The sequence below is a fragment of the Paenibacillus sp. 22594 genome (genome assembly GCF_052044425.1).
In the GTDB taxonomy this organism is placed as follows: Bacteria; Bacillota; Bacilli; order Paenibacillales; family Paenibacillaceae; genus Paenibacillus_AQ.
On the sequence record NZ_JBQENA010000001.1, the window covers coordinates 85,602 to 108,467 of the forward strand.

At 48.8% G+C, this 22,866-nt stretch carries 18 protein-coding genes; 16 read left to right on the forward strand and 2 right to left on the reverse strand.

The window, feature by feature from the left end; genetic code table 11:
- Positions 1-72: 72 nt before the first annotated feature.
- The 6 genes from ACTJKB_RS00370 (at position 73) to ACTJKB_RS00395 (ending at position 7,138) form a co-directional block, all read left to right on the forward strand.
- A complete protein-coding gene (locus tag ACTJKB_RS00370; RefSeq protein WP_440831292.1) occupies positions 73-1,038 on the forward strand; it encodes an ABC transporter substrate-binding protein in 966 nt (321 codons plus the stop codon).
- A 21-nt stretch (positions 1,039-1,059) separates the two neighbouring features.
- On the forward strand, positions 1,060-1,821 hold the full coding sequence (locus ACTJKB_RS00375) for an IucA/IucC family C-terminal-domain containing protein (RefSeq protein ID WP_440831293.1): 762 nt from the start codon (positions 1,060-1,062) through the stop codon (positions 1,819-1,821).
- A 403-nt stretch (positions 1,822-2,224) separates the two neighbouring features.
- Positions 2,225-3,826 (forward strand): peptide ABC transporter substrate-binding protein, encoded by a 1,602-nt coding sequence (locus ACTJKB_RS00380; RefSeq protein WP_440831294.1) that lies wholly within the window; start codon positions 2,225-2,227, stop codon positions 3,824-3,826.
- A gap of 247 nt (positions 3,827-4,073) precedes the next feature.
- Positions 4,074-5,456, forward strand: a complete 1,383-nt coding sequence (locus ACTJKB_RS00385) for a DHA2 family efflux MFS transporter permease subunit (RefSeq protein ID WP_440831295.1) — start codon at positions 4,074-4,076, stop codon at positions 5,454-5,456.
- Positions 5,457-5,570: 114 nt separating this feature from the next.
- Positions 5,571-6,182, forward strand: coding sequence for a DUF2239 family protein (locus ACTJKB_RS00390; protein WP_440831296.1), 612 nt, complete (start codon positions 5,571-5,573; stop codon positions 6,180-6,182).
- 65 nt (positions 6,183-6,247) lie between these two features.
- The gene (locus ACTJKB_RS00395; protein WP_440831297.1) at positions 6,248-7,138 is read left to right on the forward strand and encodes an alpha/beta fold hydrolase; all 891 of its coding nucleotides are present in this window, start codon (positions 6,248-6,250) and stop codon (positions 7,136-7,138) included.
- A gap of 231 nt (positions 7,139-7,369) precedes the next feature.
- On the opposite strand, the gene ACTJKB_RS00400 is transcribed toward ACTJKB_RS00395, so the two are convergent.
- Positions 7,370-9,028: a cellulase family glycosylhydrolase gene (locus ACTJKB_RS00400; RefSeq protein WP_440831298.1), complete on the reverse strand. Its 1,659-nt coding sequence runs from the start codon at positions 9,026-9,028 to the stop codon at positions 7,370-7,372.
- A gap of 222 nt (positions 9,029-9,250) precedes the next feature.
- On the opposite strand from ACTJKB_RS00400, the gene ACTJKB_RS00405 reads away from it, so the two are divergent.
- Positions 9,251-10,072, forward strand: a complete 822-nt coding sequence (locus ACTJKB_RS00405) for a methyl-accepting chemotaxis protein (RefSeq protein WP_440831299.1) — start codon at positions 9,251-9,253, stop codon at positions 10,070-10,072.
- Between the two features lie 69 nt (positions 10,073-10,141).
- Here ACTJKB_RS00405 and ACTJKB_RS00410 read toward each other — a convergent pair whose 3' ends face one another.
- Positions 10,142-11,809, reverse strand: coding sequence for a ribonuclease J (locus ACTJKB_RS00410; RefSeq protein ID WP_440831300.1), 1,668 nt, complete (start codon positions 11,807-11,809; stop codon positions 10,142-10,144).
- A 215-nt stretch (positions 11,810-12,024) separates the two neighbouring features.
- Between ACTJKB_RS00410 and ACTJKB_RS00415 the strand changes: the two genes are divergently transcribed.
- The 9 genes from ACTJKB_RS00415 to ACTJKB_RS00455 all read left to right on the forward strand — a co-directional run bounded on the left by ACTJKB_RS00415 (position 12,025) and on the right by ACTJKB_RS00455 (position 22,827).
- The gene (locus ACTJKB_RS00415; protein WP_440831301.1) at positions 12,025-14,661 is read left to right on the forward strand and encodes a DUF4118 domain-containing protein; all 2,637 of its coding nucleotides are present in this window, start codon (positions 12,025-12,027) and stop codon (positions 14,659-14,661) included.
- Complete coding sequence (locus tag ACTJKB_RS00420) at positions 14,654-15,370, forward strand: response regulator (protein WP_440831302.1); 717 nt, start codon at positions 14,654-14,656, stop codon at positions 15,368-15,370. Before ACTJKB_RS00415 ends, ACTJKB_RS00420 begins: the two co-directional genes overlap by 8 nt.
- A gap of 202 nt (positions 15,371-15,572) precedes the next feature.
- Positions 15,573-15,716: a hypothetical protein gene (locus ACTJKB_RS00425; RefSeq protein ID WP_440831303.1), complete on the forward strand. Its 144-nt coding sequence runs from the start codon at positions 15,573-15,575 to the stop codon at positions 15,714-15,716.
- Between the two features lie 91 nt (positions 15,717-15,807).
- Positions 15,808-15,945 carry a hypothetical protein gene (locus ACTJKB_RS00430; protein ID WP_440831304.1) on the forward strand — a complete coding sequence of 46 codons (138 nt, stop codon included), beginning with the start codon at positions 15,808-15,810 and terminating at the stop codon, positions 15,943-15,945.
- The gene (kdpF, locus tag ACTJKB_RS00435) at positions 15,942-16,019 is read left to right on the forward strand and encodes a K(+)-transporting ATPase subunit F (RefSeq protein WP_074083653.1); all 78 of its coding nucleotides are present in this window, start codon (positions 15,942-15,944) and stop codon (positions 16,017-16,019) included. The genes ACTJKB_RS00430 and kdpF overlap by 4 nt, the downstream gene beginning before the upstream one ends.
- Positions 16,020-16,072: 53 nt before the next feature.
- A complete protein-coding gene (gene kdpA, locus ACTJKB_RS00440) occupies positions 16,073-17,749 on the forward strand; it encodes a potassium-transporting ATPase subunit KdpA (protein WP_440831305.1) in 1,677 nt (558 codons plus the stop codon).
- 15 nt (positions 17,750-17,764) lie between these two features.
- The gene (kdpB, locus tag ACTJKB_RS00445) at positions 17,765-19,798 is read left to right on the forward strand and encodes a potassium-transporting ATPase subunit KdpB (protein ID WP_440831306.1); all 2,034 of its coding nucleotides are present in this window, start codon (positions 17,765-17,767) and stop codon (positions 19,796-19,798) included.
- A 38-nt stretch (positions 19,799-19,836) separates the two neighbouring features.
- On the forward strand, positions 19,837-20,421 hold the full coding sequence (gene kdpC, locus ACTJKB_RS00450) for a potassium-transporting ATPase subunit KdpC (protein WP_440831307.1): 585 nt from the start codon (positions 19,837-19,839) through the stop codon (positions 20,419-20,421).
- A gap of 69 nt (positions 20,422-20,490) precedes the next feature.
- Positions 20,491-22,827 (forward strand): histidine kinase, encoded by a 2,337-nt coding sequence (locus ACTJKB_RS00455; protein WP_440831308.1) that lies wholly within the window; start codon positions 20,491-20,493, stop codon positions 22,825-22,827.
- The last annotated feature ends 39 nt before the right edge of the window (positions 22,828-22,866 follow it).

Below are 22,866 nucleotides of genomic sequence, written 5' to 3' on the forward strand. Positions count from 1 at the left end.
CTGCTTGGGTCATTATAGTATTATAATGATGATGAATATCATTATCATTTAGATAAAGGAGAGGTTGTACTTATGCATCCGAAAATAAAAGCGGCAGGGGTTATCAGCCTGTTGGCATGTCTGGTTATGCTGCTAGGGGCGTGCTCTGGCCCTTCAAATCAAGGTAAGGCCAATCCAGAACCAACTGCCGGCATAAGCTCCGCACCGGCGGCGCCGATAACGATTCAGCATCTGAAAGGCGAGTTCAAACTTGAAAAAGTACCGGAGAGAATTGTTGTGCTGGACGTTCAGTACGCAGACGAACTGCTAGCACTGGGTAAGAAACCGATAGGCAGTGTAGTAGCCGGTACCGACAATGCAGTGCCCGAATATTTGGGAGATCAAATGGACAATGTTACTTTAATCGGAACATATGAAGAACCGAATGTGGAAGCGGTCGTTTCGCTGAATCCGGATCTTATCATCGGTACAGAGTTCCATGACAAGATCTATGAAGATCTGCAGAAAATCGCCCCGACGCTTATGCTTGAGCGCAATGAAGATTGGAAGACCGTAATGTTGAAGCTCGGGAAAATAATAGACCAGCCCGAAAAGGCCCAGCAGCTGATAGATGAATACAATCAGAAGGTGAGCGATCTAAAAGCCGCGTTGGCTGACAAGATGAAGGGTCAGACGGTTGCCCTGATCCGCCCGCGGGATAAAATGATTCGTATCCAAAACACAGCGCACCGAACCTCCCAAATTCTATACGACGACCTGGGACTGACTCCCCCTCCAATGGCCGTAAACAGCTCGGAAACAAGTTCGATGATCTCCATTGAAGTCTTGCCGGAGCTTGGTGCTGACCATATTTTCCTGCTTCAGGATGATACGAATAAGGAGCTGACGGCTGAATTTCAAAGCACCTCGCTCTGGAAAAATCTGAGTGCAGTTAAAGACAACCAAGTATACGCGGAGAATACCGCACAATGGATCGGTTATTATGGGCCTATTGCCATCAATCTTATTATCGATCAGATAGCCGATGCGCTTAACTGAGGACAAAAGGAGGGGTTGTGTTTGAATAAACAGTCCCCGCTATCGCAGGAAGAATGGTCTGAATTGAGCCAGTATTTTGGCTTGCGGAAGCAAGCCAGGCCTTGCAGCGCTTATTCGGTAAATGCTTTGGCCTTAAAGGATGCAAAGACCTGCTCTGCTTACCTGGACAGGCTCAATGTACTTCTGCCCTCCCCTACGAGAGCGGTTGCAGCCTCGCAGTTTGTAAAAAGGTACGCCTTCTTAAGCGCTGCCCCTCTGCTGTACACTATGACAGTGTACAATAAGGGACTGGATTTTTCGTCCGGAAACTGCTGGCTCGCAGCACCACCGGGCCGCTCCTGGCTGGAATATGTCAGTCTGACCGATGCAAATGCCACAATACCGGGAGCTGAAGGAAGGCAGGTTTGGCGCGAGACGGTGCTTCAAACACTGTTTGCCAGAAATTTGGGCAGACTTATCCAGGTCATGTCCAGAGTGGCCCATGTGCCCAAAGCCATACTATGGGAGAATGTGGCAGTTCGAGTGTTCTCGCTCTACGAGAAACGAATTGGCCTATTGGGGGACCAGCACGAGCAGGCCCGGGCAGACTTTCAGTACTTGGTTCATCAGGCTCCCGGCGCCTTATTCGGAGAAAAGCAAAATCCGCTGGATCGTTTCTATAGCCGCCCGTCCAGTCCCTCGCTCCCTGATTCGCCCCTGCGTATCCGTAAAACTTGCTGCTTTTACTATGAGATATCCAGTACCGCAGAATACTGCGACAACTGTCCGAAGAAGAAAAGCTAGGCGATGCCTGGATTATGTATTCCATTTACGAGATCACCTTTATACCATCGCCGCCCGATTCCCTGGGCGGTGCTTTGTTGTTAAGTCTTTGTTGTTAAGTTTTAGCACGGCTTATTGACTGAACACATGCCATGATCCCTGTAACGACTCGGCTGATTGGAACGGTGTTGGCTGCCAATCTGTGTATGAATAAGCTTCTGCGAATTCGAGCCGATGAATACCTGCTGAAAGCTTTTGTGGAAATTATGAACAGTTAGCGGGCAGAGAATTAGGAAGATACTTAGGAACGGGTATCGGTTGGACAGGGCACCGGCTATGGTCAATTCAGACATATCTGGCAGAAGGGTTTCGTGATATTATAAGTTGAATGCCTAATATTGGGGGATATAAAGGGGAATTGTGGATGAAAAAGTTGCTGCAGATGCTACTAGCCTTTAGTTTACTTATGAGTCTTAATGTTACACAGGAAAAAGGTGTTTCTGCGGCGGCAGGCAAGCAGGTATTTCGAATAGGTGTCGATTACATTCCTCAGGTGCTTGATCCTGCTTCGGCAGAGTATGACACAGCATCTTCGGTGGTAAAAGGATTATTCGAAGGTTTGGTTCGTCTGAATGAAGCTGGTCTCGCCGTACCGGGCATAGCTAAGTCATGGAAGATATCCGCTGACGGCAAAACATACACATTTACACTGCGTTTTAGTAGCCAATGGAGCAATCGTCAGCCAGTGAAAGCTTCAGATTTTGAATATGCCTGGAAACGCGCGCTGGCACCCCAGTCAGACAATGTGCAGGCATTTAAAATGTTCATGATTGCAGGTGCTGAGAGTTATCACATCGGCAAGCAGAAGGATGCCTCTAATGTAGGGATCAAAGCGCTTAATGACTATACGCTACAGGTAACTTTGTCCGAGAAGAACTACACTTTCATCCAGATGCTCGCGGAAAATGTCTATTTGCCGGTAAATGCAGTAGTTGCCAAAGCGAATGAAAACTGGGCGGCCAATCTGAAAACCGTGGTTACGAATGGCCCCTTTAAGATTGCTAATTGGGACAATCAACATGTGGTATTGGTCAAAAATCCTAACTATTATGCCGCAAAGGAGATTCTTTTCTCCGAGGTGCAATTCCTTGTTCCTGGAGCGGGAACAGCATCCGTTTCAGCTACAGATGCCTACTTGAATGGTGAAATAGATTGGCTGGGGGGCATAGGGACAGGTCCATTGGATTATTCGATATTGGACGACTCTACTTCCGAAAAAATTTATGAAGTCCCTACGGGTGCAACTTACTTCTATCAATTCAACCTGTCAAAAGCACCCTTTAACAATCTGAAAATTCGACAAGCGCTAGCCATGGCCATTGACCGTGAAGCGATTCATTATGGTACGCCAGCTTATGGATTCGTTCCGCTAACTATTCATGGAGCCAAGCAGCCGTACCGTTCAGAAATTTCAGATAAAAGATATTTTAGTGAAGACTTAATAACAGCTAAGAACCTTCTTCAGGAAGGTCTGAAGGAAGAAGGGTTGACGCGGATGCCTGATTTCTCAGTCATTATGAATGAAGGAAGTCACAGTATTATCGCGAAATCTGTCATTAACAGCTGGAAGAAAAATTTGGGAGTTACCGCAAGTCTAGAGGTTCAGAACTGGGAGCAGTTCCTCAATAACCGCTCAGACCAGAATTATACAGTGGCCAGAGGCGGGTGGACAGTAGACTATAATGATCCAGCCTCTTCTCTGGAACTGTTCACTTCCTGGAGTGCAGCTAACGATACGGGCTGGGGCAATAAGCAGTATGATAATTACTTGAGACAAGCAAGGCAGCAACCAGATCCCGCTGAGCGAATCCGATATTATGCAAAAGCTGAACGACTGCTCATGGATCAAATGGTGGTCATTCCGTTGTATTATTATACTTCAGATGTTCTGCATAAACCCAACATTCAGAATGTTTACGTAGATTATGACGAATCCATAGCTTTTACAAGAGGTTCTCTTAAATAATCACTGACTGGAGCCCGGTTGACTGCCGTGGCTCTTTTTTTATATTTTCCATGTTGAACTTCTGTTTGACAAAAGGCCTATATGCATATATTCTGGATATATTAAGTCCGTGATTAAACTTTATTTCGTTTACCCGGTAATCATGCCTGTGGTTTGCTGAACGAGTAGAAAATTTTTTTGGTACTATCAAGGAGTTAAAGAGTCTTTAATGTATTTAATAAGAACAAGAGATAAGGCGGGGGAAGGAATGAGAAAAAAACCTGGGATCATGGTCTCCTCTCTGGTGATCGCAAATTTCCTGGCACAGCTGATGCAGACGATGCTGAATACTGCACTTCCGCGGATCATGCTGGATTTGGGAATCAACGAGAACAAGGCGCAATGGCTGGTTACAATTTATTATCTGGTTGCAGGTATTACTGTGCCTGTTGCCGGATTTTTGATCGGAAGATTCACTACAAGAGCACTTTTCTTTACTTCCGTAGGGTCATTTGCCACAGGGACGCTGCTGGCTGCAATCGCTCCAGAGTTTGGTTGGGTCCTGACAGGCCGGATCATTCAGGGGATAGGAGCAGGCCTGTTGATGCCTCTGTTTCAGACTACGATTCTAAGAGTTTTTCCGAAGGATAAGATCGGTTCTGCAATGGGGCTAATCGGTCTGGTGATGGGACTCGCTCCGGCACTGGGACCGACGTTGTCCGGTTTGGTCGTTCAGGAGCATTCCTGGAGAATTCTGTTCTACGCTGTGCTTCCCATTGTGGTTGTTAATATGCTACTGGCTACAATTAGTCTGAAGAATGTAGGGGATACCCATCATGAGAAGCTTGATCTGAGATCAATCCTATTTTCAACCCTTGGATTTGCAGGATTATTGTATGGGGTGAATTTGGCGGGAGAACAGGGAGGTTCACATTTGATCACATGGGCAGTCATTTTCGGGGGGATATTCATTATTGTTATGTTTATCCATCGTCAGCTTAAGCTGGCCGTACCCCTCTTGGATTTCAATATATTCCGCAACCGGAGATTTGCCCAATCCTCTATTATCGGAGTACTGATGTTCATAGTCATGGTCGGGGTGGAACTGCTGATACCGCTGTATGCCCAGAATGTCAGGGGGTTGACTCCGAAAATATCTGGTCTGTTGCTGTTGCCGGGGGCTGTCCTCCTGGGTGTAGCCAGTATGGTCTCTGGCAGGCTCTATGACCGGTATGGTATACGGTTGATCATACGGGGAGGCTTTTCTATAATTGCCATCATTACGCTGCTCTTGACTTTGTTGTTATCATTGCAGACTTCAATGGTTCTTGTGGCCGCTATTTATGCGCTGCTTATGGTTGGCATCGGGTTCATTATGACACCGGTAACGGCCTATGCGATGGCAAGCGTTCCTGTCACCATGATTGCACATGCTTCACCAATGACAATTACCATACGCTCCTTAAGCAGTTCAATGGGTGGCGTGATGTTAATTTCCATAATGACTGCCTCGATGAGCCATAGTTCCATTCACTTCCCTGAGAGTATGCTCCATGGGCTGCAGGCCTCCTTCTGGACATTGACTGGGATCGCAGCAATTGGACTCTATATTTCTTTTAATCTGAGTGAGTGTAAGCCGAGCCAAGTATAATCACTGTTCAAAGCCGTGGAAGAATCGTCAAGTACGTCAAATTATACCCGGGTAATATTGATTTTTTATTTTTACCCGGGTATAATTGGTGAGGTAAGCAGAGAGGAGGTCAGCATGAATAATACCCCAACGCTTTTTAACTGCACGGCATTTTTGGGTATGAGAGTCGTCGCCAGTGGTTCGTTAGAGCACGTTGTTACTTCAGTGATGGATGCTCTGGATAACAGAGACCTCACACAGCTGTTTATATTCGACGATTCCACAGGGAAGCTAATTGATGTTGATTTTCGCGGGAGTACAGATGATGTTCTCAAACGATTAGGAGAACAGCCTGGTGACCTATCCGTTACGGAAGTGAATCATCAACCTACACGGCGGGTCGGTCGACCCAAGCTGGGGGTTGTATCCGGTGAGGTTACATTATTGCCACGGCATTGGGAATGGCTCAAGAATCAACCTGGAGGGGCATCGGTCACATTGCGAAAACTCATTGATGAGGCTCGCCATGCTGGAGAAAAGAAAAGCACTATCCGAGAGTCACAAGAAGCAACATATAACTTCATGACAGCAATGGCCGGTAACTTCCATCATTACGAAGAAGCTTTGCGGGCGATGTACGCTGGTGATTTGGATCGTTTTCACCACTTCATCGATGACTGGGTACCTGATATCAGAGACCATGTCAAAAAATTAGCCGCTAATGCATTTAACGAAGGGAACCAATAAATGAGAGCATGCGGAGTCGTAAATAAATAAAAAGGAACAATAGAAAATTGGAGGAGAAGACGATCATGAACATCCTGAAAGTAAACGGTATCGATTTGGCCTATGACAGTTTCGGTAACGAAAATGACGAGGCTATTCTCCTAATTGCCGGGCTTGGAACCCAGATGATCCGCTGGCCGGTTTCATTTTGTCGGATATTAGCATCGCGGGGCTTTCGCGTGATTCGTTTTGACAATCGTGACGTAGGTTGCTCGACGCACTTTAGCCATTATAAGACGCTGGATTTTGATGCTCTGGCGACTGCTCTCATGTCGGGACAGCGACCGGACATCCCTTACACTCTCGATGACATGTCCAACGATGCTATCGGACTACTCGACGCCCTTTTCATTGACCAGGCACATTTCGTGGGCAGGTCGATGGGCGGAATGATCGCCCAGATCGCAGCCAGTGAGTACCCGGAGCGGGTATTATCACTGACATCCATTATGTCCAGCTCCGGTAATCCCACCCTTCCGCAATCTTCCCCGGAGGTCATGGCGATGATGACTGCTCCGGCACCGAACCCGTTTGAGGATGAAGCAGGATTTTTGGCGCACAGCCTCACTTTTGCCAAACGCATCGCCGGCACCGGCTATCTGTTTGAAGAGGATTCTTATCGTGCGCTCATTCTTGAGGAAGCCCAGCGAGCCTACGATCCAGGCAGTGTCGGACGACAAATTGCTGCGATTGCTGTCTCCGGTGATCGTCGTCCACGGCTGGCGAGCATACAGGTGCCAGCACTAGTCATTCATGGAGTGGACGATCCCCTGTTCGTCCCAGCGTGTGGCGAGGACACGGCTTCTGCCATTCCTGGCGCCGAACTAATGTTGGTTGACGGCATGGGGCATGACCTTTCGCACCAACTGTACAAAGTAATCGTTGATGCCATAGAGCGAACGGCTCGCCGCAATTGACATGCGCATCCTGAATTGCAACCAGCCGGAGTCCCACATTGTCCAACAGAGCTTCCTAACAGAGACTCCATTTGAACGTATATGTGGAAACGATCGAAAAAGCGCCGGTTTCACGATAATATCGTGAGCCGGCGCTTTTTTTGTGGAGAGTTTTCATACAGACGATGATCGCATCATAGAAAAACGATCGATATTCTGCGAAAAGAATAATACGGGAAGGGATGTTTCAGGTTAAGGTTCAATCCCATAAATCAGCTTCCCTTTATGATAGATTGTGATATGATTATTCGCTGCATAGCTGGTAATGTCTGGTTTGAAGGAATAATCATCCCCTTGATTGTAATTTGTCCAATTATTTTTATGAATGCGGAATTGGATGTCACCGGTTGTGCCGGAAGCTGCAAGAGAGCCTGCGTTTGCCGTAAAACTGATTTCCGCATAGGTGTCGGCACCGTTCAATGGCTTCGCCAGGGGAACGATCGCTGTCAGCAGTTTTTCTTTTCCAATTGCAGCATAATCAAATTCTAGGGTTTGTGCTGTAAATCCATCACTTGTGTACCAATAGCGGATCGTGAGTTCATTTAAGGGAATAGGAGTGCCCGAATCGTTTTTGAGCTGCAGGCTCGCCCTGATTGAGTTAACAGTAGTCCCCGTTTCACCCACACGATAAAGGGATATGGCGTGCACGTCTCCCGGCCCCGGTCCCTCTCCCGGATCACCAGGTACAGAAGGAAAAGTAACCGGCTTCATGATAGGGTCAAGCATGGCTTGCTTGGGCTCATTCCACGAGGTCCAGTCATCCAGTAATAGCCCCCCGGTATCTCCACTGTTAGGATTAAGACTCCAGTAGGTCCAGTAGAGATTATTCTGGCCAATGTAGCTTACAAGTGCATTTTGCCATTTCCCTTCTACGGTGAGGGTATCTACACTGCGGCCGCCGAATTCACCTGCAAGAACTGGGGCGATTTGTTCCTTGCTGATATAACCCCAGGTATCATCCCACAACTTAGGCAGGTTGTTCGGGAAGTTGGCAGCACTGAACCAAGGCTGTGACGCTACACCGGGCCCGTAATCATGTGGAGAATAGACTACACGGTTCGGCTGGGTAAGCACGACCGGATGATTCCGCACACCTGATAGGTTGCCGCCCCACCAATAGCTGGTGGAGTTACCCTGCACGTTGGTTTCGACACCTTCGACGATGATCAGCCAGTTCGGATTCGCGGCAAGAATCGCATTTCCCGCACGCTCACTTGCCAGCTGCCAGTCTGTGGCAAGATTCCCGGTGCCCCAGCTTGCCGTGCCGTGCGGCTCATTATGCAGATCCGCCCCGATGACCGTGGGGTTACCCGCATAGCGCTCAGCCAGCATCACCCAGTCACTGATCCAACGGGTTTCGGGATATGCAGCAGTATACCACAGCGTCGATTGCCCTCCCGAATCCGGACGGTGGCGGTCCAGGAAGATCCGAATGCCGCGTTTCCCGGCTTTTTCAACCAGTTTATCCATGATCTGAATGGGCTTCAGACCCACGAGGTCTGGATTTTTGGCATAATCGATACTGTTGGCGGCAGAACCTGTATCCAACATCTGATTGCAGTAGGGCAGGCGGATCAAGTTATAGCCTTCAGCCTTGATTTGGTCGAGCACATCATCCATGGAACGTGACCACAAGCCATGCGGAGAATAATTTGAGGTTTCGAAGCCAAACCAATTGAGTCCATTGAATACTGCGGGGTTACCTGATGAATCCACGATCCGGCTGCCTGAAGTGTGATAATAACCCTCTGCACCTTGAGCCTTCATCTTTTGGCCCGGATACGCGTAGGCACCTGCCAGCAATACCAAAGCAACGAACAGCAAACCAAATTTCCTGAAACCAAACGACATTCATTTTCCTCCTCTTTGTCTTTTCGATGAGGTCAGACTGTATAGCATACGATAGAAATGTAAACGTATTCGTTAGAGCCAAGCTGAAAATTTGTAGAAATGGCGACATCATTATATCTTTCATACTACCTTGGAGCTGTACAACAAATAATCCCCCTCTAAATTTATGGCTGCAAGGTGACGATAATAATGTAAAAAAGCTTAATTTAGGAGAGAAACATCATGGATAATTTAAATGCTTTGGTATTAGCTGCGCCATTCTTCAAACAAATTCATTCCCAGGATATTATGATTGGGATCACCGACAAAGAAATATTCCATTATTATGCTCCCAGCAAGGTGCTGGATTTCGGTCTGAGCAAAGGAAGTCCTGTTCCTCCGGATGACCCTTCCCTCGGAAATGCGCTCGCAGGACGAGCCACAACCAACCGGCTGTCGCCTGAGCTGTATGGGGCTACTGTGATTTCTTCAGCCGTCCCGATTTATGATGGAGCAGGTGAGATTATCGGCGCATTTGCGATCGCCTATACCTTGGAAAACGAGGATAAAATGGAGCAACTGACCGGCAGCATTAATCAAATCAGCGGGCAACTGGTCGATATGGTTCAAAATGTTGCCGCCCAGTCTGAAGAGTTATCGGCTACCACAGCACAGATTCTTGAGAATTCACGAAAGACGGTGGAAGAGTCTAATCAGGTCAGCAAGGTAGCGGGCTTTATCCGTGAAATTTCTGAACAGACCAATCTTCTGGGGTTGAATGCTGCCATCGAAGCCGCGCGTGTTGGGCAGGAGGGGGCTGGCTTCGGTGTCGTCGCCACGGAAGTGCGCAAATTGTCCGTACATACGAGGGATGCGACCAAATCGATTGAGGATTCACTTAATACGGTTCAGCGCTCTATCCATCAGATGGAAAAGGAAATAGAAGCGATTGCCGCTTCTTCCTCTGAGCAGGCTGAAAGGGTCATCGAGTTCAGCGATGTTATTGAACGGCTTAACCAGACCAGCGTCGAAATGGCAAAATTCATTAATTCCATGATTCAGTGACGTCAAATTCTGTAAAAAAAATCCGCAGACAGGACTTAAAGTCCATAATCTGCGGATTTTTTCCCATTTCTAGACCTCAATGATAATGGGCAGAATCATCGGTCTGCGTTTTGTGCGTTCATACAGGAATTTACTTAATGTTCCTTTGATGGTTTCTTTGATGATATTCCATTGACCGAGATCTGCGGTGCTCATCTTCTGAAGAGTAGCTGTAATCAGCTGGTTGATCTCTTCCATCAGCGTATCAGAGTTGCGCACGTACACAAAACCTCTAGAGATCGTATCCGGCTCGTTCAGAATCCGCCCGTCACTTTGGCTTAATGTAATGACTGTAATCAGAATCCCATCTGCAGACAGCTGCCTGCGGTCGCGAAGTACAACACTGCCAATATCCCCGATTCCCAGTCCATCCACAAAAATTTGTCCAGCTGTGATCCGTCCGGTTTGGCGGACATCTCCGCCGTTTGACTCAACAATTTCCCCATTTTTTAAAATAAAGATATTCTCACTCTTTACCCCTACGGCTTCAGCCAGCAAACTGTGATGATGAAGCATCCGGTACTCCCCGTGAATCGGTATGAAATATTCGGGTTTCATCAAGGTCAGCATCAGCTTCAATTCCTCCTGGCTGCCATGCCCCGAGACATGAAGCTCACTGCGTGATCCGTATATTACTCGTGCACCCAGCATATACAGATTGTCTACGATCCTGGAAACGTTGCGTTCATTGCCTGGAATCGGATTCGCCGCGAGGAGAACGGTGTCTCCTCGACTGATCTCAAGCTGCCTGTGGCTGGAATTTGCAAGTCGGGATAATGCTGCCATAGGTTCACCCTGGCTTCCGGTACACAATACAGCGATCTTATCGCGTTCCACTTTGCCCGCCTCAGCCGTCTCTACCAGCATGCCCTCAGGGATATGTAAATACCCCAGTTCTTGGGCTACTCCAACGACATTGACCATGCTTCTGCCCAGCAGGGCGAGCTTGCGTCCAGTATGCTCAGCTGCGTCAACAATCTGCTGCAAACGGTGCACGTTCGAAGCAAAGGTAGAGATAAAGATTCTGTTCTCCGCTTTTTGAAAGGCTTCCTCCAAATGAGCGCCTACCAGCCTTTCCGATGGGGTAAAGCCAGGCCGTTCAGCATTTGTACTCTCCGATAAAAGAAATTTTACCCCCTTTTCTCCGATCGCGGCCATTTTATGTATATCTGGATACTGCTTGTTGACAGGAGTCATATCGAACTTGAAATCGCCGGTATGAACTACTGTTCCTTCGGGTGTATCGAAGACAATGCCAAGGCAATCCGGAATACTGTGGTTTGTTCGGAAAAAGGTAGTGGTGATAGAACCGAAATTCAGCGTGGACTCCGTATCTATGCAATGAAGCTCGGTCTGGCGCAGAAGCCCATGCTCCCTAAGTTTGATCTCGATTAAGCCGAGTGTCAGACGGGAAGCATACACCGGAATATTCAGTTGTTTGAGGAAATATGGGATGCCGCCGATGTGATCTTCATGTCCATGGGTAACTACCAAAGCCCTGACTTTATCTATATTACTAAGTAAATAGGCAATATCGGGAATAATTAGATCAATACCAAGAAGAGTCTCATCCGGGAATTTTGACCCGCAATCAATGACAATAATGTCTTCAGCGTATTGCAGAAGATACATGTTTTTGCCAATTTCATATACACCACCCAGAGCTGCAATCCACAGCCGGTCGCCCGTCATCTTCATGCTGATGCCTCCTTTATTTAGATAACGCATAGTATGGGTAATTCTTTGCAGGTTTATCCAGAGAGACATGAATTCATATATTTCGCAGGAGAATCTTTATACAATCTTAATGCTTGATCCAAAACCGTAATGCTATGCTGATTTGCCTCATGCTATACTTACAGTAAAACGATTTCAGCTGAATTAGCTACGGATAGACAGAAAGAAGGCATGGAATGGCAGTACGGGGAAAGCTAAAAATATATTTCAGCTATGCGGCAGGAGCCGGTAAAACCTGTGCCATGCTGAGTGCTGCCCGGGAAGAGCAAAAAGACGGAATGGATGTAGTTGCCGGGATCATTGAGAACCGGGACAGGCCGGAAACGGAAGCACTGCTGGTTGGTATGGAACAGATTCCTCCTCTGGAAATATCCCGGGAAGGAATTGACTCACATGAATTTGATTTGGACCGGGCGATCCGGAGACAGCCGGAACTGATTCTGCTGGACGAGCTTGCACATACCAATCCTGCAGGAAGCCGGCACAAAAAAAGATATCAGGATATGGAGGAATTGCTGCGTGCGGGAATTGATGTCTATACTACCGTTAATGTCCAGCATATAGAAAGCCTGCAGGATATAGTGGTATCCATCACCGGTCTCACCGTACACGAACGCATTCCGGATCATGTATTAGACAGTGCCGATCAAGTGGAACTGATCGATATTGAACCTGATGATCTGATCGACCGTCTGAACAGAGGGAAAATCTATCATGAACAACCTCAAGACCAAAATGCGGGCGGGTTTAGCCCGGAAAAGCTGATTGCGCTCCGCGAGATTGCCCTGCGCTACACGGCGAACCAGCTGAACCGGATTGCGCTTCAAATTAGCAGCCAGGAAGCTAACCAAGAGCATTACTCCAATGAGCATATTCTTGTTTGCCTGTCATCGGCAGCGTCAAATAAAAAGGTAATCCGTACTGCCGCGAGAATGGCTGAGGCGTTCCACGGGGGTTTCACGGCACTGTTCGTGGAAACACCGGAAACGAAGGGGCTCACCCAGAAGAATAAAACCGAGCTGAGAGCGAACCTGCGGCTGGCGGAACAGCTTGGTGCTCAGATTGCGACAACTTACGGGGAGGATATTTCAGGACAGATCGCAGAGTATGCCAAAACAAGCCGGGTCTCCAAGATTATTTTGGGCCGTTCACACTCTAAAAAAAGCTGGTTCGGTAACACTAATATCATGGACAAACTGGCTGCGGCCTCCCCGAATATGGATATTTATATCATCCCGGACACCCAGCCTGCCCTTTACAACAGATTTCCGCAATATAGGGTTTCGCCGCGGTTGTCACTGACCAGCACCTTCAAAACTTTTGGAATACTCCTGGTCTGTACTCTCATCGGCTTGTGGTTTAGTGCACTGGGTTTCAGGGAAGCAAATATCATCACTGTATATATACTGGGCGTTCTGCTAAGTGCGATGATTACCGAAGGACGACTCTATAGTGCCGCAACCTCTATATTCAGTGTGCTGGTATTCAATTATTTTTTTACCGCACCTTACTTTTCCCTGCGGGCGTATGATTCGGGATATCCGGTCACCTTTCTGGTGATGCTGGCAGCTTCTTTCATAACCAGTACTCTGACAATGCGGGTTAAAGAGCAGGCCAGACAATCAGCGAAAAAAGCCTTTCGTACCGAGGTACTGCTGGAGACCAGCCGCAAGCTGCAGCAGGCCAAAGATCCGGCTGCCATCATCAATGAAACAGCGCAGCAAATGGTTAAGCTTTTGGACAGGACAGTTATTTTTTATTCTGTATTGCCTGGTTCCTTGTCTGAACCTCTTATATTCCCCAAAGAGGATTTGGCTGCGGATCTGCAAATCTATACAAGCAACAGTGAGCGTTCAGTAGCCGACTGGGTCTACAAAAACAATAAGCGTGCTGGAGCCACCACGGATACTTTTTCTGCTGCTGGCTGTCTGTATCATGCGGTTCGCGGGGGGGACAGTGTATTTGCAGTAGCCGCCATCGTGATGGAGAACGAAGACCCGCTCGAGGTATTTGACAAGAGCCTGGTGATTGCCATGCTGGGAGAATGTGCGCTGGCGTTGGAGAAAGAACAATTGAATGAAAAACAAAAGGAAATCTCCATCCAGATTCAGCAGGAACATCTCCGGGCCAACCTGCTGCGGGCCATTTCTCATGACTTGCGCACACCGCTCACCAGCATTTCCGGAAATGCCGGCATTCTCATAGGGAATTCTGGTGTACTAAGTGAGGAGCAAAAGACAGGGCTGTATACAGATATTTATGACGATTCCATATGGCTGATCAATCTGGTAGAGAACCTGTTGTCGATTAGCCGGATCGAAAATGGAAGCTTAAATCTGAATGTTCAGGCGGAGCTTATCGAGGAGGTCATTGCAGAAGCGCTGCTGCACCTGAATCGAAAAAGCACTGAACACATCATTCGTACCGTTCTGAGTGATGAGCTGATCATGGCCAGAATGGATTCCAGATTGATTATCCAAGTGCTGATCAACCTGCTAGACAACGCGATTAAGTATACGGGAACCGGCTCTCATATCACCCTTTCGGCCAAAAGGGATAAACAAATGGTGGTGGTTGAGGTCGCTGATGACGGTCCCGGTATCTCTGATGAAGCCAAGACCAGAATATTCGATATGTTCTATACGGCGGATAATATCCGCGGGGACGGACGCCGGGGACTTGGCCTGGGGCTGTCTTTGTGCAAATCCATTATTAATGCTCATGGCGGCACATTTGCCGTACATGACAACTTCCCGCAAGGGACACTATTCCGCTTTACCCTGCAAGCAGAGGAGGTAAACGTTCATGAATAAACCTTTGATTCTCGTTGTTGAAGACGACAAACCGATCCGCAAGCTGATAACTACCACACTGGAGACACAAGGGTACAAATACCACACGGCTGAAACCGGTGAAGCCTCTATCCTTGAAGCGGTATCGGGGCAGCCCGATCTTATGATCCTGGATTTGGGTCTGCCAGATATGGATGGGGTGGATATTATCCGTAAAGTACGTTCCTGGTCCAATCTTCCCATTATTGTGGTCAGTGCCCGCAGCGAGGACCGGGACAAGATTGATGCACTAGACGCAGGAGCAGATGATTATTTGACCAAACCGTTCAGTGTGGAGGAACTGCTGGCCCGGCTCAGGGTGAGTCTGAGGCGCATCCGGTATGACAGTGAGAAGCTGTTGAAGGATGCCTCTGTTTTTACGAATGAGGGCCTCAAAATCGACTATGCGGCAGGTTGTGTATGGCTGGATGATGAAGAAATTCATCTGACTCCTATTGAATACAAGCTGCTGGGACTGCTCGCCAAAAATGTGGGCAAAGTGCTGACTCATAATTACATTCTTCATGAAATCTGGGGCAGCCACACGTACGATATTCCCGCCCTGCGTGTTTTTATGGCCACCTTAAGGAAAAAGATCGAGAGAACTCCCTCGCAGCCCAAATTCATTCAAACGCATATTGGCGTCGGATACCGGATGCTGCAGGTTGGCGATGACAACAAAGCCATTTGAACGGACATGTGTAAAAAGCGGAAGACCAAGGCTTATCCTTACAGCCTTGGTCTTCCGCTTTTTTTTGTATAGAAAATGAGCCTTATTATTCTCCTAACCTTAACGTGATCTTTATCTGCTCCGGCAAATCCTAATCCTGAATAAATGGCTGCAGTGTTACGCTGGAAGGGTAGTGAACAGCCGAAGAGAGAAGGAGTTATGTATGAATGAGTTTTTAAAAAATGCTGGTCTTATCTCCATCATAGCCGGAATTCTATTTGTTGTGAAAAAATTCTATGACCATTACTATTGGCAAAGCCTGCTTAGTGAGGAGCATGAGGACGATGAGAAGACGCGCCAATCTTAATGCAATCTTAATTCGCTGCCGGAATCTCTAATCCTTAACTAATGGCAGAAATGTTACGCTGAATTTATGAAAAAGAGAAAGAGATCAAAAGATGATAGTGAGAGGAGTGGCAAAGAACATGATGGATGTGTATATGGTGGCAGTTCTGGCGGTGCTTTTCGTACTCCTTTACGCCTTTGCACAGTGGTGCGGACATATGACTGATGATACAGGGGGGACGGAACAATGACGGTGGTTATTGCTGCAACCTTGCTTCTGTTTCTGTATTTGGTATATGCCCTGATTCATCCAGAGAAATTCTAAAGATTCATTGAATGATGCTAAAAGAGAGAGTGTCAACTTAAGGAGGGGCCTTCGTGGGTATTGTGCAAATTGCCGCAGTCATTGTCATACTGCTGCTGCTGGTTAAGCCGGTAGGAACTTATTTATATCATGTATTTTCAAATGAACCGAACCGAACGGACCGCATATTTGGCGGCTTCGAACGTGGAATATTCAAACTGAGCGGACTGAAGAACCGTGAGGGAATGACTTGGAAGAGATATGCCATCAGCTTCCTGGGGACAAACATTGTACTGGTAGTCTTCAGTTACTTGTTCCTTCGTCTGCAAGGCGCACTGCCGATGAATCCCAATGGAACCGGAGGCATGGAACAGTCACTAACGTTCAATACAGTCATCAGTTTCATGACGAATACCAATCTGCAGCATTACAGCGGAGAAACTGGTCTATCCTATTTCTCTCAAATGGCTGTGATTACAATGATGATGTTTACTTCAGCGGCGAGCGGCTTCTCCGTGGCAGTCGCTTTTGTGAGAGGCATTACAGGAAGAGATACTGTGGGGAATTTCTTCGAAGATTTCGTGAAATCCATCATCCGTATCTTTCTCCCGCTGGCTCTGCTGGTGACATTGGTATTGGTGGCGCTGCAGGTTCCGCAGACATTACAGCCATCTCTTCATGTAACAACGCTTGAGGGTGGTTCACAGCAGATCGCCATCGGTCCGGTTGCCTCACTTGAATCGATCAAGCACCTGGGTACGAATGGCGGCGGATTCTTTGGAGCCAACTCGTCCCATCCGTTTGAGAATCCCTCACCTTTGACGAATGTCATTGAAATCCTCTCGATGTGGACGCTGCCCGCATCCCTGCCCTATATGTACGGATTATTTGCCAAAAACAAACGTCAAGGCTGGATGATCTTCAGCGCGATGATGACCTTGTTCGTATTGCTGCTGGGCCTCAACTATTACGCAGAAACGGCAGGGAATCCGGCAATCAATGCCATGGGTATCGACGCTTCCCAGGGTAGTATGGAGGGGAAGGAGGTCCGATTTGGTATCGCACAGTCTTCTTTGTTCACTGCCGTAACAACGGCTGCAACTACCGGTACCGTTAATAATATGCATGACACCCTCACCCCGCTTGGCAGCATAACTCCGCTGTCCCTGATGATGCTAAATAATGTGTTCGGGGGCAAAGGTGTAGGTCTAGTCAACATGCTGATGTATGCAATCCTGGGAGTGTTCCTCTGCGGTCTGATGGTAGGGCGGACGCCGGAGTTCCTTGGTCGGAAAATAGAAGCGAGGGAAATGAAGCTGATCGCAATCGCAATACTCATTCATCCGCTGATCATTCTGGCACCTACCGCTGCCGCCTTCTTAACCGAGCTGGGTAAGGGAAGCATCTCGAATCCGGGCTTCCATGGAATGACGCAGGTGCTCTATGAATTCACCTCTTCTGCGGCCAACAACGGTTCGGGTTTCGAAGGGCTGGCCGATAATACTACCTTCTGGAATGTACTTACAGGGATTGTCATGCTGCTCGGAAGATATGTATCCATTATCGCCATGCTGGCGGTGGCCGGCTCCATGATCCGTAAGAAGCCCGTTCCGGAGACGATCGGCACGTTCCGTACCGACAATGGCCTATTTACAGGGATTCTGATCGGTACGGTGCTGATTATCGGTGCACTGACCTTTCTGCCGGTTGTGGTTCTCGGTCCGGTTGCAGAATATTTGACCTTACGTTAAGAGAGGGAGAACAAGATGAGTACCATACCTAAAAAGAAACTGCTGACCGGCCCTATCCTGCAAAGTGCGGTCAAGGACAGCTTCATGAAGCTTAATCCGGTGACCTTGATGAAGAATCCGGTGATGTTCGTTGTAGAAATCGGCACTATTATCGTACTGATGATGGTGTTGGCCCCCGGCTATTTCCATGCCGAAGACTCCATAGGCTTCAATATTACAGTGTTTTTGATTTTGCTGGTTACAGTATTGTTCGCTAATTTTGCAGAAGCACTGGCTGAAGGCCGAGGCAAGGCACAGGCGGATACCTTGAAGAAAACGAAACAGGATATTTCCGCAAACAAGCTGGTGGGCGGAGCTGTTAAGATCGTCTCTTCTTCGGATCTGCGCAAAGGAGATGTCGTGGTCATCAGCCAAGGAGAACTCATTCCCGGTGACGGCGAAGTCATTGAAGGCCTTGCTTCCGTGGACGAATCTGCGATTACCGGGGAATCCGCTCCAGTCATCAAAGAGGCTGGAGGAGACTTCAACTCTGTCACAGGCGGCACAAGAGTAGTAAGTGATCAGATCAAGGTTCGGATTACCAGTGATCCCGGTGAGTCGTTTCTGGACCGTATGATCTCGCTTGTCGAAGGGGCCAAACGCCAGAAAACACCCAATGAAATTGCACTCAATACCCTTTTAATCAGCTTAACCATTATCTTTCTGATTGTCGTAGTCACATTGCGTCCGATTGCCGCTTATCTGAATGTCGATTTGGAGATCCCTGTCCTGATCGCGCTGCTGGTCTGTCTGATCCCTACTACCATCGGTGGTCTACTGTCTGCAATCGGAATCGCAGGCATGGACCGGGTTACCCAGTTCAACGTGCTGGCGATGTCAGGTAAAGCGGTTGAAGCCGCCGGAGACATTAATACGATGATTCTCGATAAAACAGGCACCATCACCTTCGGGAACCGTATGGCCAGCGAATTTGTCCCCGTAGGGAATGAGAATGAAGCCGAACTGGCAGGGTGGGCAGCAGTCAGTTCACTGAAGGACGAGACGCCGGAAGGCCGTTCCGTGATTGAACTGATCAAAATACAGGGTCATCCTTATCAGGCCGGACTGGCAGAAGAGGCAGAAATCATTGAGTTCCGTGCCGAAACGCGAATGAGCGGACTGGATCTGAAGGACGGTCGCAAGGTCCGTAAAGGGGCTGTTGATTCCATGAAGCGCTGGGTCTCTTCCCAAGGCGGGCAGATTCCCGATAATCTGGACAAAAAGTCGAATGAAATAGCCGGTAAAGGCGGAACTCCGCTTGCCGTAGCCGTTGACGATCGGATATTCGGACTTATTTATCTGAAAGACACCGTGAAACCCGGAATGAAGGAACGATTTGATGAGCTGCGTAAAATGGGCATCAAAACGATTATGTGTACCGGAGACAATCCACTAACCGCTGCAACGATTGCCGCCGAAGCCGGAGTAGACGGTTTTATCGCCGAAAGTACACCGGAGAATAAGATTGAAGTCATTCGCCGTGAACAGCAGGAAGGCAAGCTGGTCGCCATGACGGGTGACGGAACGAACGATGCTCCTGCTCTGGCCCAGGCCGATGTGGGGCTTGCCATGAACAGCGGAACCTCTGCCGCCAAGGAAGCGGCGAATATGGTCGATTTGGACTCAGACCCATCCAAGATTATAGAGGTCGTAGCCATCGGCAAGCAGCTGCTGATGACCCGCGGTGCCCTGACTACCTTCAGTATTGCGAATGACATCGCCAAATATTTTGCAATCATTCCTGCTATGTTCACGCTCGCGATTCCGGAAATGGAGGTGCTGAACGTAATGGGGCTGGGATCACCAAGCTCTGCTATTATCTCGGCACTGATCTTTAATGCGATTATTATTCCGCTCCTGATCCCCCTTGCCATGAGAGGGGTATCCTATAAGCCAATGAGCTCAGTCAAGCTGCTGCGCCGGAATATCTTCATCTATGGATTCGGGGGCGTACTGGTTCCTTTTCTGGGAATTAAGCTCATTGATATGCTCGTTAGTATTTGGATATAAGCTTAATAGGGTTGTAAGATAGAGAGGATGGATCATGAATGAAGAACACTAGTTCTTATATACTCAGCATAGTAAGACTCAGCGCCATATTTATTATTCTTTGCGGAGTTGTGTATCCGCTGGCTTCCACAGCTATTGCCCAGGTGCTGATGCCTTCACAGGCGAACGGCAGCCTGCTGAAGAACAGTGCCGGCCAGGTTATCGGCTCCGAGCTGATTGGTCAGAGCTTCACCAATCCGGCGCTGTTCCATGGGCGAGTGTCCAGCATCGATTACAAAGCCGAGGCTTCGGGCTCGAACAATTATGGCCCATCCAATGCGGATATGCTGAAGCGCACCAGCGACTTTATCACCCAGTGGAAGCTGGACAATCCGCAGGTTCCAGTGAATCAACTGCCTATCGATCTGGTTACGAACTCCGGCTCGGGCCTGGACCCCGATATTTCCCCAGCCTCGGCTATCGTGCAGGTTCCCAGAATCAGCAGTCTGACCGGCCTTTCTTCGGATAAGCTTGAACAATTAATCAAAGCAAATACCGAGGGTCGCGATCTTGGCTTGTTCGGCGAAGAACGTGTGAATGTGCTGAAGCTGAATATGGCTTTAACTGAATTGTCAGCTGAGTAATCAGGCGCTTACCCTGTTCGTGTTCCACACGGACAGGGTAATTTATATTCCTATAAGGAGGCCAACCGGATGTCCCCGTACAAACGTAAAACTCCGGAAGAAATTCTGTATTCCATTTACCGCCTGCGCCGGGGCCGTCTCAAGATCATCATCGGTTCCGTCAGCGGTTCTGGCAAGACCTATCACATGCTGGAGGAAGGCAAGCTTTTGCAGCAGCAAGGGATCGATGTGGTGATCAGTGCTGTCTCGACGATGCAACGGGCGGAGACTGTTCAGCAACTGGTGAATCTGGAGCGCGTCCCCAGCCTTCACTGGATCAAGGACGGTAAGGAACAGAAGGATCTTCCTGTCGATATTCTGCTTCAGCGCAATCCTGAGGTCCTTCTGGTGGACAGCTTGGCCCACCGCAACCGGGAAGGAGCCCGTTTCGAGACACGGCTCGACGATATCCGTTATTTAATGGATCACGGCATTAGTGTGATTACAACCATTAACGTGTATGAGCTGGCTGGGATGTCCGAAATTATTCAGCAGAAGACGGGCATCTGCGCGGAGGAAACGGTTCCGCTCAACACGCTGGAGCTTGCGGATGAGGTGCGCCTGATCGATGTGTCTCCTGAAACCATATTAAAGCGTATTGAAGAAGGGGTTCTTGGCGGCGAGACGCCTCCGGCCCTGACCCGGCGCGGAAATCTCGGCGTCCTCCGTGAGCTCTCACTCCGTCTGGTCGCCGAGGGAGTCAATGATTCGCTGGAAAGACACCGGGAGGAGCAAGGGCTGATCGGCCCTTCCGGCGCCAGTGAACGGATTCTCGTCTCCACGCAATATCATTGGAACGGTTCGCTGTATGTCAGAAGAGGACAGCAAATCGCCAAGCGGCTGAACGGTGAGCTCATGGTGGTGACCTTCGTGCTTATGAAACGCCAGCTGACGAAGGATCAGCAGAGCTTCAAACGCGCGATCACCAAGCTGGTAGAGCGGGTCGATGCCCGTTTCGAAGAACTGTCCCTCCCAAGCCTGCGTCTGCTTCCAGCAATATTGGTGCGTTATGCCATCCAGAATAACGTCACCCGAATCGTCATGGGACACTCCAAAAAAAGCCGCTGGCAGGAAAAGTGGCAGGGCTCCATCGCCAACCGGGTCCTTCGGAAGTCACGGAACATCGATGTATTCCTGATGGCTGACAGAGCAGAGCAGGAAGGGGAACGGATATTGCCGATCAAACCGAGCTCCAAAGGGAAGGAGGAACCTTTTCACCGATTGACCAGCCAGGAGATGGAACAGAAGATTGAGCGGATTCACCGTGGAACGTTCAAGGTCTATATTGGTGCGGCGCCCGGTGTTGGGAAAACCTATAAAATGCTGCAAGAGGGGAATCTGCTGCTGACCAAAGGGATTGATGTAGTCATAGGTCTGCTGGAGACACATGGAAGGAAGGAGACCCAACGGCAAATCGGGCGATTGACCATGATTCCGCGGGCCCGCATTCAGTATCAGTCCTCACAACTGGAAGAGATGGACACAGACAGCATTATTGCCCGTCACCCGGAGGTTGTGTTGGTGGATGAATTGGCACATACCAATGTCCCCGGAAGTGTGACCAAAAAACGCTATGAGGATGTGATGCGGCTGCTCGATAACGGCATTTCCGTAATCACAACCGTGAATGTTCAGCATCTTGAGAGCCTAAATGACGCAGTGGCACAGCTGACGGGCGTTCGTGTCAGGGAAACGGTCCCTGATGCGGTTTTGAAAATGGCCGGTGAGGTTGAACTTATTGACGTTACGCCACAAATGCTGCAGGAGCGGATGCGCGAAGGGAAAATTTACGCAACGGAGAAGGTGAACCAGGCCTTGGAGTCTTTTTTTAAGATTGGGAATCTGATTGCTCTGCGCGAGCTGGCTCTTCGTGAAATTGCTGACGATGTCGATGAACGGCTGGAGGCATGGGACCGGGAGCCATCCCTGCGGGGCCCATGGAGCCGTCGTGAGGTCATCTTTGTCTGTGTCGATCTCGGCCCGCGTGCAGAGCGCCTAATCCGCCGCGGCTTCCGTATTGCCCACCGGCTCAAGGCAGAATGGTATGTACACTATGTTCACTGCGGAGGGCACCATACCCCCGAAGAACAAAAACGGCTGGAGTCACTGCGGCATTTGACGGAACGGCTGGGCGGGAAAATGGAAGTGGCTCTGGCGGGCAGCAGTGCTGTCGTGCATCAGCAGCTGCTCAACAGAATGAATGAAGTAAGGACCACCCAGCTGATTATTGGACACTCACGCAGGCCGCTGTGGCGCAGCTTATTCAAAGAAAGCTTCGTCCATTATTTGTTACGGAATGCAAGGCATATGGATATGCTGATTGTGGCGGACTTTGACCCGGAGGCGGCAGAAGCGGTAAAGTATTGACAGATAGTTTTTTTATCAAACCGACAAATGAGGTGCGTA

Coding starts and splice junctions, on each gene's coding strand:
- ACTJKB_RS00410 (WP_440831300.1), bottom strand. CDS start 11,809: ATGAAGATGACGGGCGACCGGCTGTGGATTGCAGCTCTGGGTGGTGTA.
- kdpC (WP_440831307.1), top strand. CDS start 19,837: ATGAAGAACACTAGTTCTTATATACTCAGCATAGTAAGACTCAGCGCC.
- ACTJKB_RS00390 (WP_440831296.1), top strand. CDS start 5,571: ATGAATAATACCCCAACGCTTTTTAACTGCACGGCATTTTTGGGTATG.
- ACTJKB_RS00455 (WP_440831308.1), top strand. CDS start 20,491: ATGTCCCCGTACAAACGTAAAACTCCGGAAGAAATTCTGTATTCCATT.
- ACTJKB_RS00430 (WP_440831304.1), top strand. CDS start 15,808: ATGATAGTGAGAGGAGTGGCAAAGAACATGATGGATGTGTATATGGTG.
- ACTJKB_RS00425 (WP_440831303.1), top strand. CDS start 15,573: ATGAATGAGTTTTTAAAAAATGCTGGTCTTATCTCCATCATAGCCGGA.
- ACTJKB_RS00400 (WP_440831298.1), bottom strand. CDS start 9,028: ATGTCGTTTGGTTTCAGGAAATTTGGTTTGCTGTTCGTTGCTTTGGTA.
- ACTJKB_RS00380 (WP_440831294.1), top strand. CDS start 2,225: ATGAAAAAGTTGCTGCAGATGCTACTAGCCTTTAGTTTACTTATGAGT.
- ACTJKB_RS00385 (WP_440831295.1), top strand. CDS start 4,074: ATGAGAAAAAAACCTGGGATCATGGTCTCCTCTCTGGTGATCGCAAAT.
- kdpB (WP_440831306.1), top strand. CDS start 17,765: ATGAGTACCATACCTAAAAAGAAACTGCTGACCGGCCCTATCCTGCAA.
- ACTJKB_RS00405 (WP_440831299.1), top strand. CDS start 9,251: ATGGATAATTTAAATGCTTTGGTATTAGCTGCGCCATTCTTCAAACAA.
- ACTJKB_RS00395 (WP_440831297.1), top strand. CDS start 6,248: ATGAACATCCTGAAAGTAAACGGTATCGATTTGGCCTATGACAGTTTC.
- ACTJKB_RS00420 (WP_440831302.1), top strand. CDS start 14,654: ATGAATAAACCTTTGATTCTCGTTGTTGAAGACGACAAACCGATCCGC.
- ACTJKB_RS00370 (WP_440831292.1), top strand. CDS start 73: ATGCATCCGAAAATAAAAGCGGCAGGGGTTATCAGCCTGTTGGCATGT.
- ACTJKB_RS00415 (WP_440831301.1), top strand. CDS start 12,025: ATGGCAGTACGGGGAAAGCTAAAAATATATTTCAGCTATGCGGCAGGA.
- kdpF (WP_074083653.1), top strand. CDS start 15,942: ATGACGGTGGTTATTGCTGCAACCTTGCTTCTGTTTCTGTATTTGGTA.